Source organism: Natronoarchaeum sp. GCM10025321, from assembly GCF_042663585.1.
GTDB lineage: Archaea > Halobacteriota > Halobacteria > Halobacteriales > Natronoarchaeaceae > Natranaeroarchaeum.
The window spans coordinates 1230283-1244221 of sequence record NZ_JBHTAN010000006.1 but is presented as its reverse complement, the minus strand read 5'-3'; the positions used below and the strand labels follow the sequence as shown (position 1 = coordinate 1244221).

At 63.5% G+C, this 13939-nt stretch carries 10 protein-coding genes and 1 pseudogene; 4 read left to right on the top strand and 7 right to left on the bottom strand.

Annotation, left to right across the window (positions count from 1 at the left end):
* Position 1 precedes the first annotated feature (1 nt).
* The 4 genes from ACFQL3_RS09090 to ACFQL3_RS09075 form a co-directional block, all read right to left on the bottom strand.
* The gene (locus ACFQL3_RS09090; RefSeq protein WP_377053477.1) at positions 2 to 562 is read right to left on the bottom strand and encodes a DUF420 domain-containing protein; all 561 of its coding nucleotides are present in this window, start codon (positions 560 to 562) and stop codon (positions 2 to 4) included.
* Between the two features lie 54 nt (positions 563 to 616).
* A complete protein-coding gene (locus ACFQL3_RS09085) occupies positions 617 to 1264 on the bottom strand; it encodes a GNAT family N-acetyltransferase (protein WP_377053475.1) in 648 nt (215 codons plus the stop codon).
* Between the two features lie 184 nt (positions 1265 to 1448).
* Positions 1449 to 2882: a hypothetical protein gene (locus ACFQL3_RS09080; protein WP_377053473.1), complete on the bottom strand. Its 1434-nt coding sequence runs from the start codon at positions 2880 to 2882 to the stop codon at positions 1449 to 1451.
* A 2-nt stretch (positions 2883 to 2884) separates the two neighbouring features.
* A complete protein-coding gene (locus ACFQL3_RS09075; protein ID WP_377053471.1) occupies positions 2885 to 3622 on the bottom strand; it encodes an ABC transporter ATP-binding protein in 738 nt (245 codons plus the stop codon).
* Between the two features lie 57 nt (positions 3623 to 3679).
* On the opposite strand from ACFQL3_RS09075, the pseudogene ACFQL3_RS09070 reads away from it, so the two are divergent.
* Positions 3680 to 4837, top strand: a pseudogene (locus ACFQL3_RS09070) (MFS transporter); the annotation flags it as partial.
* 11 nt (positions 4838 to 4848) lie between these two features.
* On the opposite strand, the gene gdhB reads toward ACFQL3_RS09070, so the two are convergent.
* The 3 genes from gdhB to ACFQL3_RS09055 all read right to left on the bottom strand — a co-directional run bounded on the left by gdhB (position 4849) and on the right by ACFQL3_RS09055 (position 9410).
* On the bottom strand, positions 4849 to 6150 hold the full coding sequence (gene gdhB / locus ACFQL3_RS09065) for a glutamate dehydrogenase GdhB (protein WP_377053469.1): 1302 nt from the start codon (positions 6148 to 6150) through the stop codon (positions 4849 to 4851).
* Positions 6151 to 6152: 2 nt separating this feature from the next.
* Positions 6153 to 6296 carry a rubrerythrin-like domain-containing protein gene (locus ACFQL3_RS09060; RefSeq protein ID WP_377053467.1) on the bottom strand — a complete coding sequence of 48 codons (144 nt, stop codon included), beginning with the start codon at positions 6294 to 6296 and terminating at the stop codon, positions 6153 to 6155.
* 276 nt (positions 6297 to 6572) lie between these two features.
* Positions 6573 to 9410 (bottom strand): bacterio-opsin activator domain-containing protein, encoded by a 2838-nt coding sequence (locus tag ACFQL3_RS09055; protein WP_377053465.1) that lies wholly within the window; start codon positions 9408 to 9410, stop codon positions 6573 to 6575.
* Positions 9411 to 9544: 134 nt separating this feature from the next.
* Here ACFQL3_RS09055 and ACFQL3_RS09050 point away from each other — a divergent pair, with 134 nt between their 5' ends.
* The 3 genes from ACFQL3_RS09050 to ACFQL3_RS09040 all read left to right on the top strand — a co-directional run bounded on the left by ACFQL3_RS09050 (position 9545) and on the right by ACFQL3_RS09040 (position 13931).
* Positions 9545 to 10387, top strand: a complete 843-nt coding sequence (locus ACFQL3_RS09050) for an NOP5/NOP56 family protein (RefSeq protein WP_377053463.1) — start codon at positions 9545 to 9547, stop codon at positions 10385 to 10387.
* The gene (locus ACFQL3_RS09045; RefSeq protein WP_377053461.1) at positions 10384 to 11013 is read left to right on the top strand and encodes a fibrillarin-like rRNA/tRNA 2'-O-methyltransferase; all 630 of its coding nucleotides are present in this window, start codon (positions 10384 to 10386) and stop codon (positions 11011 to 11013) included. Before ACFQL3_RS09050 ends, ACFQL3_RS09045 begins: the two co-directional genes overlap by 4 nt.
* Positions 11014 to 11150: 137 nt before the next feature.
* Positions 11151 to 13931 (top strand): hypothetical protein, encoded by a 2781-nt coding sequence (locus ACFQL3_RS09040; RefSeq protein ID WP_377053459.1) that lies wholly within the window; start codon positions 11151 to 11153, stop codon positions 13929 to 13931.
* Positions 13932 to 13939 lie beyond the last annotated feature (8 nt).

Sequence of the window (13939 nt, the reverse complement as noted above, 5' to 3'; positions counted from 1 at the left end):
CTCAGAACAGAACGTAGAGCATGAGGTAGATGATGATCCCGCCGGCGAAGGAAATCGTCCAGAGACTCGCGGCGATCCGGCCGACGCGTGCGTGGTTCGTCTGGGGAAGTTCGTGGATCGGTCTCGTCAGCGCGAGCAAGAGCGCGTAGTAGACGAACGGCAGTGAACTGATCGCGAGCAGGATGTGGATAGCGAGGATCGGCAGGTAGACGTAGAGTTCGATGGTCTCCGGACCGGGGAACGACGACGGGCCGAGCAGCGAGACGCGGTAGAGATACATCACGAGAAAGCCGGCAAAGAGGACGAACGACGTGACCATCAGGCGTCGATGGCGCGTAATCTCGCCGCGGCGGATCGCTCGGACACCGGAGAGGATGGTGACGATAGCGAGCGCACTCAGGGCAGCGTTCAGGTGCGGAATAGCGTCGAGTATCCACTCGGGAGCAGTCGGGATCGCGTCCTGTGGGATGGCCTGCAGTGCCGCGCTGAACACGAGTATCAGCGATACGACAGTCAACACGGCCGTGACCGCGGGGACGTGCTCTCTGACCTGCGCTTGCATACTCTGCGGTTAGAACAGCGCCGTCTTATATTCGTCTTTCGCGATGGCTCTACATCACAGGTACGCGGCGTCCCAGCGGGTCGGCTTGCGCGTGTTGCCACAGGTCGAACACTCGATGCGGGCCATCGCGTCCATCGCCGCGGCCACGCTGTCGCAGTTCGTACAGTAGTAGGCCCACCGCTCGTCGCGGTTCGGATCGGCGTAGACCGTGTTGAACGGTGCGATCGTTCCCCGCTCGGTGTCGTCGTCGGCGACGTACACGATCTCGTCGTTGACGGTGAGCGTGGTCAGTCCGGCCGGTTCGACGTCCTGATAGACGTTCTCGACGTGTCTCTTACCGTCGATATCGATGTGACGTTCGCCGATCTTCCTGAACCCGAAATGTTTGTAAAAGGAGTTGCCCTCGCTGTTGTCCGCGAGCACGAGGCCCCGGAGATGCGACGCTCCAGCCTCTATAAGTCGCGTTCTGGTCTCTTCGAGGAGTTCCCGCGAGATACCCTGTCCGCGGTGGTCGGGGTGAACGTGTAACCAGAGCAGATCGGCTGGCTGGTCCTGCCCGTGGAGGACGGCGTCGGTAAATCCAGTAAGTATGTCGTCTTCCTCGGCGACCAGGAGGTATCGACTGTCGTCCGCGAAAGCGTCTTCGAGGGTTTCGTCGCCGTACCACTCCTCGATGGCCCGGTCGATCGTATCTGGACTCATCGTGTATGAACAGTGCATCGACCGCCGGGCTATCTTCCTGATCCCTCCTCGATCTTCGAGCGTAGCATGACGAACTGCCATGATCCTTGGTAGCAATTCACAATACTTAAATCATACTGGCGACGTTCTGGAACTTCGGTATCTCTCTGAGGCGTCCCTTGGGTGTTTGTCGAAAAGTAAGGACTCAGTCGCCAAGACGTGTCGTCCACCGGGCTACTGCGTATCGGTAGCAGAGTTCGCCGAGAACGAGCAGTCCGAGGCCAACGCCGCCAAGGAGCGCGAGCGTCGTCCCTCCGAGCGGTGCGAGCGCGAGGCCGACGACCAGTACCGGAACGAGGACGGCGGCGACAGCCGCGGTAAAGAGCAGAAATTTGAGCGAGTCGAAGAGGAACTCGTTCGGCTCGAAACCTGCGAGGGCGGCCGTGAGGCCGAACAGGTACTGATGGTAGCCGACGAGCAAGAGGAGTCCCGCGACGGCGTCGACGGCACTCGCACCGAACAGGAGTGCCGCGAGGGCAAAGTAGCCGACTGCAGTGGGGAGCCCGACCAACACCATGGCCCGCCGCTTGGCGGCGAATAGGTCCGGGACGCCGAGCGGATAGCGCAGGTACGAGGTCGGGTCGTCGTACTGAGTGATCCAGTTGTACGACGTGAACGCCGAGAGTCCCAGCAACGCGCCGAACGTGATTCCCACGGACGGCGCAACACCGGTAATCCGCTCTGCGAGTTCGACCAGTCCGACGCAGACGGCAAAGAGGATTCCTCCGGAGAAAAGGAGTTTCCAGAGGCCACCGTTGCTTCTGGCGACGTCGAGGAGCGTCTTTGTCGTCAGACCGGTGTCGTCGCCGAGGCGTCGCCGCCATTTCGTGAACACCGGAACCCGGGTACGGGTCGGGGCGGCGTCGACCGGTTCGTAGGCATAGATGCCGAGCACGGCCGTCCCGACGAGCAGGGCGAGCGTTCCGGAGAACGCCAGCACTGACGGCTCGGCGTACAGCGCGTACGGCGTCGCGGCGAGGACGTCTACGTTCGCGTACCACAGGCCGCCGCCGACGAGCGAGAGTCCACCGATCGAAAACCAGCCAGAGACGCCCCGAGTGGCGATGCCGACGAGCGCAAGCGTCACCACGAGACCGAGCAGGAACGTCGCAGTCGTCGAGAGCCAGAGTCGACCAAGGTCGAGGAAGCCGAACCCGCCCTGTCCGACGGCCACGACGAACGCCGCCGTGATCGGCACCAGAAAGAGCCCGGAGTAGTAGAGGGCGTCTTTCACGAGGAAGTGACCGAGCAGTCGCCGGCGAGAGATCGGCAACGTGTGTGCAGAAAACACCAGCAGCGTTACGTCGCCAAGCAGGTCCTCGATGGCGTCCCGGCCGACCAGACCGATCGAGCCAGTGTGAAGTCCAAAGGCGAACACGAGTGCGTGCAGTCCGGCGATCACGGACGAGAGGCTGGTCCCGGTCTCGACGAGTGCGACAACGCCAGCGGCGGTCAACGCCGCAACGAGTAGCGGGAACAGTGCGAACCGCCGGCCGCCGAACAGGGAGGCGTGGAGTCGCCACTCCTCTCCCAGCATCCGAGTGAAGACGACGCGGTCGATGCGGTCGATACCTAGCATCGTTACCTCGGTGCCGCTGCCGGGCGTTCGGCTGTTGCGCCCTGCTTGAAGGCGTCTAGTAGCGATTCCTCCTCGCTCATCTCTGCGGGCCGCTGCTCGGCGACGAGTCGGCCGTCACCGACGACGCCGACGCGGCTACAGATCTCCTCGGCGACCTCGATCTGATGTGTCGAGAGGAACAGCGCGTTGTCCTCGCTCCGGTACTGCTCGAAGTACTCTTTGACCCGCTCTTGCATGATCGGATCGAGGTTCGCGAGCGGTTCGTCGATGAAGACCACGTCGGGGTCGTGGAGAAACGCCTGCGTGATCATCACCTTCTGTTGTTGGCCCCGCGAGAGGTCGGTCGATATCGCGTCGAGTTTTTCGGTGAAAGAGAGCCGATCTGCCCACTCCTCTATCCGGTCATCGAGTAGATCTGCCGGCATCTCGCGTACCTGCCCGACGAACTCGAAGTACTCTCGGGGCGTGAGAAAGCTAGGCGGGGACTCCTTTTCGGGCACGATACCGACGAGACGGCGAGTTTCTATCGGCTCCGTCGCCGGATCTGTGTCCAGGACGGAGAGCGTCCCATCGTCGGGTGCTAACTGCCCGGTCAGTAGCTGAATCGCCGTCGTCTTCCCCGCGCCGTTGGGGCCGAGTAATCCGAACAGTTCGCCGCGGTCGACGGACAGAGAGAGGCCGTCCAGCGCCTGAAAATCGCCGTATCGCTTGCCCACGTCTGTTAGTTCGATTGCACTCATAGTCAACTACTGGTAGGTTCCGGCGAACCGACAATAAACTCCCGGACGCGGCAGAGCGTTCCCTCCACGGGCGCAGTGTTAGGTATCTCCTCGTTCCTCGTCGGACTTATCCTGAGCGCGAACCGATTCGCCCGCCTGATCGCGAACGCGCCCGCCGGCGCGCCCGCCGGCGCGCTCGTCGACCGCATTGGCACCCGGAGGCCCTTCGTCGTCGGACTGTTCGTCGAGGGCATCGCGACGCTGGGCTACGTCGTCGCCGTCGTCGCCCCCGCACCAGAGGTGTGGTCTCTGCTCGCCCGGATCCTCTGGGGCGTCGGGAGCGCCCTCGTGTTTGCCACGGCCTATACGATTACAGCAGACGTCAGCGAATCCAGTTCGCGGGGGACGAGCATGGGCATCGTCCGTGCGGGGATCACCTTTGGCTTCCCCGCCGGTCTGGTGCTCGGTGGCCTGGTCAGTGATCTCTACGGCGTTGAGGCCGCGTTCGTCCTCGCGGCGTCGTTCGCGCTCTTTGCTGGCGTGCTCGCGTACTTCATCATCCCCGAGACCCACACCGGCGCGATAGAGCGCCGAAAAGGCGGCGTCAAGCCCTGGGAGATAGACACCTCGCTGCCCGCATTGACCGTCGGCCTCGTCAACTTCGGCGTCTTCTTCGCGTATATCGGCGCGCTCTTTGCGACGCTCGTCGTCTTCCTCGTCGAGCTAGAGATCGGTGTCCTCGGCTTCGATGCACAGGGGACCTCCGGCCTCCTCATGGCTGTCACCGTACTCGCTGGGTCGGCGTGCATGCTCGGCGGCGGGAAACTGAGCGACCTGTACGGCTATCGCGTTCCCATCGTCCTCGTCTCACTGGTCGTCTCGGGGGCTGGGTTCCTGTTGCTCGCGACTGCCAGTTCGATCGGCCGGTTAATCGTCGCCTGTCTGTTGATCGGCGGCGGACAGGGCGGCACCGGCGGTCCGATGATGGCGCTGTTGGCCGACCTCACTCCCGACGAACGGATGGGACGCGCAATGGGGACCAACAACGTCCTCGGGGACATCGGCGGCGGTCTCGGACCACTCGTCACGCTCCCGCTCGTCGAACGAGTCGGGTTTGCACCCATCTACATCGCCTGCGCGGTGATCCCCCTGGTCGCGGGCGTCGTCTTGCTGGTCGGAATCCGTGCGGAGACTGGCAGCCTGAATCCGTCACTGGCACTGCAGGTCGGAGACTGATCGGATCCGGTTCAGGGCCAGAGTCCACGCGCGTCATGGGCTTCAGCGATCCGGGAGAGGGCTACCGCGTAGGCCGCATCGCGCCACGTCGACGCGCCGTTTTCCTTCTCGGCACGGACCGCATCCCACGCCGAGAGCATCTCGGTTTCTAGCTCCTCGTGGACGCGCTCTAGCGACCACGACTGTCTGTTGATGTCCTGCAACCACTCGAAGTAACTGACCGTGACACCGCCGGCGTTCGCGAGGATATCGGGGATTACGGTTACGCCACGCTCCGCGAGAAGCTCCTGTGCCGTGCTCGTCGTCGGGCCGTTCGCTCCCTCGACGATCAGGTCGGCCTGGACATCGCCCGCGTTCACCTCCGTCAGGACGTTCCCGATAGCTGCGGGAATCAGGACGTCGACATCGAGTTCGAGCAGTTCATCGTTCGTGACGGCCAGCGGGGCGTCCTGTTCGAGTACCGCTTCCGGCTCCTCGTCGTGAGATGGAACCGAGCCTGTGTCGATCCCGTCGGGATCGTAGATCCCACCCGTGACATCGCTGACCGCGACGATGTTTGCGCCCCACCGATCGAGGAGGCGGGCCGCGTTCGCACCCACGCTACCGTAGCCCTGTACGGCGACATCCGTCTCTTCGATGTCGCGCCCGTAGTACTCGATCGCTTCGCGCGTGACGATGGCGACGCTTCGTCCGGGCGCTTGTTCGCGCCCCTCGCTGCCGCCGACGACCGGCGGCTTTCCGGTCACGACGCCAGGAATCGTCTCGTCTTCCTGCATCGAGTAGGCATCCATCACCCACGCCATTGTCTGGGGATCGGTCCCCATGTCGGGGGCCGGAATGTCCTTCGTTGGTCCGATCACGGAGCGGATCTCCTGGGTGAACCGACGCGTCAGCCGTTCCTTCTCAGCCCTGCTCAACGATTTCGGGTCGACTGCGACACCGCCTTTCGCGCCGCCGAAGGGGAGATCCATGACTGCACACTTCCAGGTCATCCACATGCTGAGGCCGACGCACTCGTCCCGCGTCACCTCGGGATGATACCGGAGCCCACCTTTAAACGGCCCTTTGACGCTGTCGTGGTGGGCCCGATACCCGGTGTACACCTCGACGGTGCCATCGTCACGTTCTATCGGCACCGTGACCTCGTGGACAGATGCCGGATGGTTCAGTTGTTCGACGATTGCAGGATCGATATCCAGCCGCTCGGCCGCGTGGTGTAGTTCCCGTCGCGCCGTCTGGAGGGCGGACTCCTCGTCCGACGGCTCGATGGTCGCACTCTCCTCACCGTCGCTGTGCGTCGGCTCGGATGCCATCGTTACTCGATTGGTGTTCCCCTGTTTCGTAACTCGCCGCCACACTCCGGACAGAGACCCGGGCTATCCGGATCGACGACGATAGTTCCACACTCGAAGCACTCGTAGGTCACGTCTTCTGACGAATCCTGGATTACGTCTTTCATGAGCATTTTGGCCACATCGATCGCTTGAGTGGCGTATAGAGAGCTATCGGATGTATAGAAGAAAGGCTGGTTGTTAACTGATGAACCTAACTATCGATTACTTGGTTCATATGTTAACCACGCCTCCCGGCAAGCGTTTCAGAGCCCAGGCAGTTGAGGACGGGGACTCCGCGCTACCGCACAGTTGAACAGCGCAAACACTTCGTGTCTGCTGGCTCGACGAGTCCTATGCCCCGTCGAATATCGGAAATCTTCGATTTCCGGGACCAATGAGGCTCACGCTTCATCGAACACCGAATCGAACAACTTCCGCTCGGCCGCCCGGATGTGGTTCGAGAACGCGGGCGGTGAGATGTCGAGCATCTCCGCTACCTCCGTACCGGTGTGATCCCGCGGCGACTCGAAGAAGCCACTGTAGTACGCAGTCTGACTCACCTCCAGTTGCCTGTCGGTGAGCCGATCCAGCGCCTGCGACTGGACCGTCTCCGCGACGGAGCGATCTAGCTGCTGTTTCGACCGCAGTTCGACCCCAGTAAACAGTTCGCGGACGAGTTGGCTGATGTGGCGGGACGCGACGCTTTCGGGCACCTCGACGACGAGCGTCGTCGATTCGGGATCGGCCGACGCGCTCCGGAAGACGGCCCCGTGATCGGCGAGTTCGTTCGCGAGGAACGACTGTCCAAGCCGGATGCCCAGCACGCCACCGTCCTCGTCACCACTGATCTGTCGAACCTCCTCGACTGCGACGAGGTCGGCGGTGATCTGTTCGACGCGCTCGATTGGGGCTCCGTCGACGGTGACGAACACGTAGCTTCCCTCTGCTGTCTGCTGGACGCCGCCCTGATACGACAGCTCACAGTCGGCCTCTCGTGCGACTTTGGAGAGAACGAAGCTCGGATCGTCGATGTCGAACTCGATGCGAGTTACCGATCGCGTCAACAACGCGTTCTTCCGTTCGATGGCGCTCGTCGCCGAGGCGATAGTCTCCCCGAGTTCGCATAACACCGCCTGCACCGTCTCGTCGAACGCGTCCTGGGTTTCGGCATAGACGTTCAACACGCCGTACGAGAGGTCGTTGTACTCCAGCGGAATGCTGATGACTGACAGGAAATCCCGCGAGAGCGCGTTCGTTCGCCACTCCTCTTCGCGCAGGCGACCCGCTACGTTCGAGATCTTCGTCACCTCTCGCGTCGCGGCCGTTCGCCCTGCTGGCTCGACTTCAGCCTCCCCCACGGAAAACTCGATGCTATCCAGATATCCGCCTTCCGCGCCGGCCCAGGCCCGCGGCACGACTGTTTCGGTCGCCGGATCGGCGTCACCGATCCACGCGAACGTGAATCTGTCGTCGGCTGTCAGTAGTTCACAGACCGTGTGGTCTATCTCCTCGCGAGTTTCGGCCTGGACGACGGCCTGATCGATCTCCCGGATCGTCTCGTTGATGCGGTTCAATCGCGTGAGTTGTTCGTTCTGCTGCTGTAGCTCCCTGTCCTGTCTGCGAAGTTGTGTCTCTCTTGTCACCCGGTCCAGCGCCGCTTCTGCAGTCGCTGCCAGCAGATCGGCTAGCTCTCTGGTCACCTCGTCGAACTCCCCGATAGCCGACGAGCCAGCCACGAACACCCCGTGGTTGCCAAGCGGAATGTACGCCGTACTTCGAAGTTCCGTCGCCTGATCGTCGAGTCGCGGCGAGTCGTGGATGTCGTCGACGAACAGTGCCTCGTTGTCGACGAAACTGTGACTGGGCAGGCTCTCGGCATTGGCAGGGACGTCCGGAAGCGGCCCGTGTAGCCGATCCATCGCTGGAGAACTCGCAGTCGGTCGAAGTTCGTTGTTCTCCGCGTCGAACAGGTAGACAGCGCTCGCGTCGAGGTCGAGGACGCCCGCCGTATCGTCGACGACCTGCGCACCGATCTCCTGGCGAGTCTCGGCGTAGAGAAACTCCCGGGCGGTCTCCTGCAGTGTCGCAAGCGCCTCTTCACGCTGTTTCCGTTTTGTCACGTCCCGACAGCTGTACAGCAGTGTGCCGTCCTGTATCGACACCTCGCGGACGTTGACCAGGAGGGTGTGTTTACGACCCGCCTTGTCGGTCGCGCTGACCTCGATGTTTTTCAACACGCCTTTTTCTGCCAGTTCCTCGCGGTCGAACAGATCCTCGCCGAGCAGGTCTTCGATGGTCCCAAGTTCCTGGATCTCGTCGGCCGTGTAGCCGAAGATGAAGTTGACGTTCGGACAGACGTAGGTGTACTCGCCGTCCTCGTCGGTCATCAGGACCGTGTCCGTCATGTTGTTCAGCGTCACGCGATGCAGTTCCTCCGAGCGGCGGAGATCACGTTCGAGCGCCACCCGATCGGAGATGTCGACCGCCTCGACGACGATGGATCGAAGCCGACCGCGCTCGTCCTGAACCGGCCGGGCGGAGAGATCGACGACCTGTGCGTCCGGCGCGACGGATCGCGTCACGACCGCATTACCGAACTCCCCGTCGATTGCCGTCTCGACGATCCGGCGAACATCCGACTGGACGCCGCTCTCGCCTGACCACGACGGGAGCGCCCAGAACCGCTCGCCAAGCACGCTCCCCACATCGCCCTCGATCAGTTCGCGGCCGGTTTCGTTCGCCCGCCGGAGCGCGCCTTCCGGGTCCAGTACCCACGTCGCAGTTCGCGGGTCCTGAAAGATCGCGTCGAACTGTCTCGCGCGGTCGCGCTGTGTCGCCGTCCGTCGGGCCGTCCGGACGCTCTCGTCGATCCGGTCGAGTAGGGTGTCGAACCCCCCATGGGATTCGTCGAGCGGTACGTACTCGGAGACGTCGGCCGAGACCGCTTTACTCGCGACCGACTCGTCGCCGATCGTCGTACAGAGCACGGTCGGGAGCGTTCCCGACTCCTGCCGAACCGCCCGCAGTAGCTCCGTGCCCGTCGAGTCCTCGAGCGCGTACGCCGTCACGAGGCACTCTACCGACCCGTCACGGACGGCTTCGAGCGCCGCTCCAGCCGTCGAGACCCTGTGAACGTCGCCGGCCCGCGCCTTCAGTACCGCCTCGAACTCGTCGACCCACGCCGCCGTCCCGGCGAGGAGTACGCGAGTCGAATCCAGTGTCTTCGATTTGGGCGCCATTTCCTCATCGTAGCCCACACGGCCTGTTCAAGATATCGACGTGATCGATGCTCCTGTGAACGGTTGTCACACCTGCGATGCCGACCCAGTACCGGATCGGGAGGGATATGGGGCACGGGCCGAGAGGAGTAGGTATGAACGACGAAGACGCTCATGCGGGCTGGTTTGCCGGGGTCGATCCGGCGGATCCGGACGCCGCCGCGATGCAGATCCGTGAGGGACGGGCGGAGACACCGGAGGCATGGCCGACTCTCGCAGTCGACGAGGGTGTCGTCCCGGACGAGGACGCCTACTACGACGCGCTCAGGGAAGCAACACTGACCGCCGCTCGAGACGTCGTCAACGAGAGAGAGCGCGCCGACGACCGACAGTTGATCCACGCCGTCCGCTCGATGGACGACTGCGAGCGGGTCGCCAACGAACTCGCCGAACGACTTACCGAGTGGGCCGGCAGTCTGGACGACGAGGCTGGCTCCGGCGTCGAGTACGCGCGGAGCATCGTCGGATCGGACGACGTGGCGGAGCCGCGCCTGCTCTCGCTCGCCGAGCGGATCGTCGATCTGGACGACGAGGCCGACCAGCTACGAGCCTTCATCGAGCAACGCGCGCCGGACGTGGCACCCAATCTGGCGGCGCTCGCGGGGCCGGTACTCGCCGCGCGACTGATCTCGCTGGCCGGCGATCTGGAGTCGCTCGCCAAAAAACCCAGCGGCACCGTGCAGGTGCTCGGCGCGGAAGACGCCCTGTTTGCCCACCTCCGCGGGCACGGCACGTCGCCGAAACACGGCGTCATCTTCACCCACGAGTACGTGCGGGGAACCACCCCTGACGAGCGTGGCTCCGCGGCACGGGCGCTCGCCGGAAAGCTCTCTATCGCCGCCCGGATCGACCATTACTCCGGCGAGTACAACCCCGAACTGGAGGCCGAACTCGACAGACGGATCGAGCGGATCCGCACCCGAGGTGACGACGAATGAGTCTGCCCGAGAGCGTCACCCGGCGGGAGTTCGACGGCGAGGAGCGACTCGCTACCCGCGGCCAGCCAGTGTACGGCGAACCGACCGACGGCGACTGGCGGCTCTGGGACGCCCGGCGCTCGAAACTCGGCGCGATGTTCGAGTTAGGGATGGAGACTGGTCTCGCCGACGGCGACCGCGTCCTCTATCTCGGTGCCGCGAGCGGGACGACGGTGAGCCACGTCGCGGACTTCGCCGGGCCGACCTATGCAGTGGAGTTCGCCACGCGCCCCGCGAGAGACCTGCTCGACGTCGCCGAGGACCGCGACCGCCTGTTTCCGCTGGTGAAAGACGCCAGAAAGCCAGACGGGTACGCACACGTCGTCGAAAGCGGTCTCGACGCTATCGTACAGGACGTCGCGACGAGCGGCCAGGCCCGCGTCGCCGTCGAGAACAGGCGATTCCTCGCCGAGGACGGTCGCCTCGTTGCCGCGTTCAAAGCCAGAAGCGAGGACGTCACGGCCGATCCGGCGGACGTCTTCGAGCGCGTCCGATCGACGCTCGAAAACGGCTACGAGATTCTCGATACCGAACGGATGGAGCCGTTCCACGACGACCATCTGGCAGTCGTGGCGACGCCCCGCTGAGCGGGGTGAACCGCTCCAAGATGTCTGTTTCTATCATATATGAGTAATTTTATTATGTTTGTCTAAAACGTATCAGATGGATGCGAAAGCCCTCCAGGCGACGCTTCCTACTAGGGAGTGCCGTCACGATCACTGCCGTGAGCGGTTGCGTTAGTACAGACGATTCTGAGCCCCAGCCAAGCGACGATAGCCCTGCGGACGACGAGCCAGAATCCACAGATGCCGACCCCGAGGAGCCCGAAGTCCCCGACGATATCGCGGCGATGTACGAGCACCTCCCCGCGGAGTCGGCCGTCGAGATGGAGTATCAGCTGTTCATGTTCGCCGACCTCGACGAGTTCGAGAGTCGCAAGGAACTCGGCGTAGAGGGCGACATCATCGACGCTTTCGACGACATCGAATTCGAGGACGCTAACTATCTGACGCTGATCCGCTCGAACGGGTACGGGAGCGTTATTGGTGCTCTTAGCGGCGACTTCGACCGCCCGGAGCCCGGAACCGAAGTCGGCTCCGAGGGCGACTGGCGGCTGGCCGAAGACGACCAGTACGCGTTCGCAAGCGACGACGGGATCGCCGTGTTCGCTGCGGATCAGTCCGGCCCCCAGAGCGATAGTGCCGAGGCGGCCGTCGACGCCGACGTCGAGAGCCTCGGAGCCTCGGCCGACGGCGTCCCCGAAGCGTTTGGACGCCTCGAAGACAGCGGCTTTGTGGTGTTTATCCCAGATGTCGACGGAACGATTTTCTCCGGCATCGGCCACGAGAAACTCCGGGCCATGGCCGCCGGATTCGAGACGTATCCGGGACAGCAGGACGGGACGGTCGAAAACGAGTATCTGCTGTATCCCGCTGACGGCGCTACCATCGATGACGACGACGTTTCGGACCTGCTCCCCGTGATCGAGCAAGGGGAGGTCCTCGAGACCGAGATCGAACGTGACGACGCCGTCTACGTCGAGGCTGTCGTCGAACAGCCGCTCAGGCGGGATCCGGATGCTGCACCGGACGCAGAGATCCGCTCCTCGTTCGACCCCGACGAGGGCACCGTCGAGATCAAACATCGGGCCGGCGATACGATCGACGCCGACGAACTGGAGCTATGGATCGACGGCGAGCGCGCCGCGCGCCAGCCAGCCGACCGCCACGACGAGTTCGCGGCGGGCAACACCATCGAGACCGAGGCCGAGCCCCTGACTGCCATCGCGTTACGCTGGGTCGACGAGGAAGAGACTGTTCAGTACGTCTACGTACAGTTGATCGTCGGCGAGGACGATTTCACAGCAAGCTACGACTACGACGCTACCGCGGTCGAGGTTACCTACCGTGGCGACCGCGAGGCAGACCCCACAAAGCTCGCGGTGAGGCGCGAGCGAAGCGACGGGACGAGACCGACAGAGCAGGTCGATACGTCCCAGGAGACGCTCACTGCCGGCGATACAATCACTATCGGAGACGTCGAACTCGAGGAGTCAATCGCGTTGAGACCCGACATCCCCAACGAGCCTCGCGGTGCCTACTGGACGGTGCTGCACTTCCGCGCATCGCCGCCGCGGGTTCATTTCCGCCAGCGCGAGGAAGGGGTGACCGTGACCTACCACGGGGACCAGGAGCTTCAGGCGTCGGAAATCCGAGTGCTCGTCGACGACGAGCCTGCGGCGACGCAGTTCGAGGACGATCACGAGACCCTCGGGGGCCGGGACAGTGTGACGCTGGAAGGCGTTCAGACCGGCAGCGAGGTCGTCGCCGAGTGGGTCGAACCGGACGAGCCGATGGAGGTCGGGAGCCTGTTGGTGACGCCTCAGTCCCACCTCGAATCGAGCTACGCCGCTGACGGCACGGTCAGTATCAAACACGCGCAGGGTGAACCGATCGACGCAGCCAACCTGGAGCTACGCGTCGAGGGAGAGGTCGCCGACGAGCAGTTCGTCGACGACCACGACACCTTCGCGGAGGGCGATACCTTCTCGACGGTGGTCGAGCCGTTCGTCGTCGTCAGCGTCGAATGGGTCGGAGCCGAGGAATCGACGGATAGTACCGAAGACGACACCGGAGAAGACTCCGCAAGCGGCGGCGTCGAACGGAGCATCAGGGCTGGTAGCCAGACCCAACTGGTCCAGTTCGTTACCGGCCAGGAGTTCATAGACGTAGGCTACGACCCCGATGCCGGCGAGGTCGAACTCGTATACGTCGGCGAACCGCAGGCCGATCCGGATCGACTTGTGGTCCAGCGTCGCGGTGATGCCGCCCCCGGTGGCGAGACGGCAATCTTCAGCGAGGAGTACGACACCCTGACGCAGGGTGACAGCGTCGTGCTCGACGACGTCGCGACGGACGAGCGAATGCAGGTGGTGCTCTCGGACGACGCGGCCGCCCATAGGGCGATAGTTCACTTCACGCCGGAGCCGCGCTACTCGTTCCGGTTCGACGAGCGTGACGGTGAAGTCATCATGACCTATTACGGAGAGATCGACCGCGACGCCGAACAGTTCCGCGTTCTGGTGGACGGCGAGCAAACTGAGATCCAGCCTGCTGACGAGTACGATACAGTCTCCATGGAGGACGAACTCGAACTCGGCGAGTTTGCCAGCGGGGTAACACTCGTCGTCGAGTGGACCGTTCCGGACGAACCGGTCGAGGTCGACAACCATGTCGTCCTTCCCGACGCGGCCTTCGCGGCCGACTACGATCCGGAGGCGGGCACGGTCGCTGTCACTCACGCAGGTGGAGACGCGCTAGACGCCACCCACCTCGGCATCGCCGTCCAGCCAGTCACCGATGGTCTGGTCGACTGGGAGGGTGCTGACACCGTTACCGAGGGCGACGCAACGACGATTGCTGCGCCTGAACAGCCACGCGCGGTCTACGTCGTCTATCGGGAGGGTGGCGTTCTCGAAGAAATCGAGTTCGGCGACGAACCGTAAGCAGTCTC

What these genes read in the sequence shown, in the direction of transcription:
- ACFQL3_RS09090 (WP_377053477.1), bottom strand. Translation starts at nt 562, where the DNA reads ATGCAAGCGCAGGTCAGAGAGCACGTCCCCGCGGTCACGGCCGTGTTG.
- ACFQL3_RS09085 (WP_377053475.1), bottom strand. Translation starts at nt 1,264, where the DNA reads ATGAGTCCAGATACGATCGACCGGGCCATCGAGGAGTGGTACGGCGAC.
- ACFQL3_RS09080 (WP_377053473.1), bottom strand. Translation starts at nt 2,882, where the DNA reads ATGCTAGGTATCGACCGCATCGACCGCGTCGTCTTCACTCGGATGCTG.
- ACFQL3_RS09075 (WP_377053471.1), bottom strand. Translation starts at nt 3,622, where the DNA reads ATGAGTGCAATCGAACTAACAGACGTGGGCAAGCGATACGGCGATTTT.
- gdhB (WP_377053469.1), bottom strand. Translation starts at nt 6,150, where the DNA reads ATGGCATCCGAGCCGACGCACAGCGACGGTGAGGAGAGTGCGACCATC.
- ACFQL3_RS09060 (WP_377053467.1), bottom strand. Translation starts at nt 6,296, where the DNA reads ATGAAAGACGTAATCCAGGATTCGTCAGAAGACGTGACCTACGAGTGC.
- ACFQL3_RS09055 (WP_377053465.1), bottom strand. Translation starts at nt 9,410, where the DNA reads ATGGCGCCCAAATCGAAGACACTGGATTCGACTCGCGTACTCCTCGCC.
- ACFQL3_RS09050 (WP_377053463.1), top strand. Translation starts at nt 9,545, where the DNA reads ATGAACGACGAAGACGCTCATGCGGGCTGGTTTGCCGGGGTCGATCCG.
- ACFQL3_RS09045 (WP_377053461.1), top strand. Translation starts at nt 10,384, where the DNA reads ATGAGTCTGCCCGAGAGCGTCACCCGGCGGGAGTTCGACGGCGAGGAG.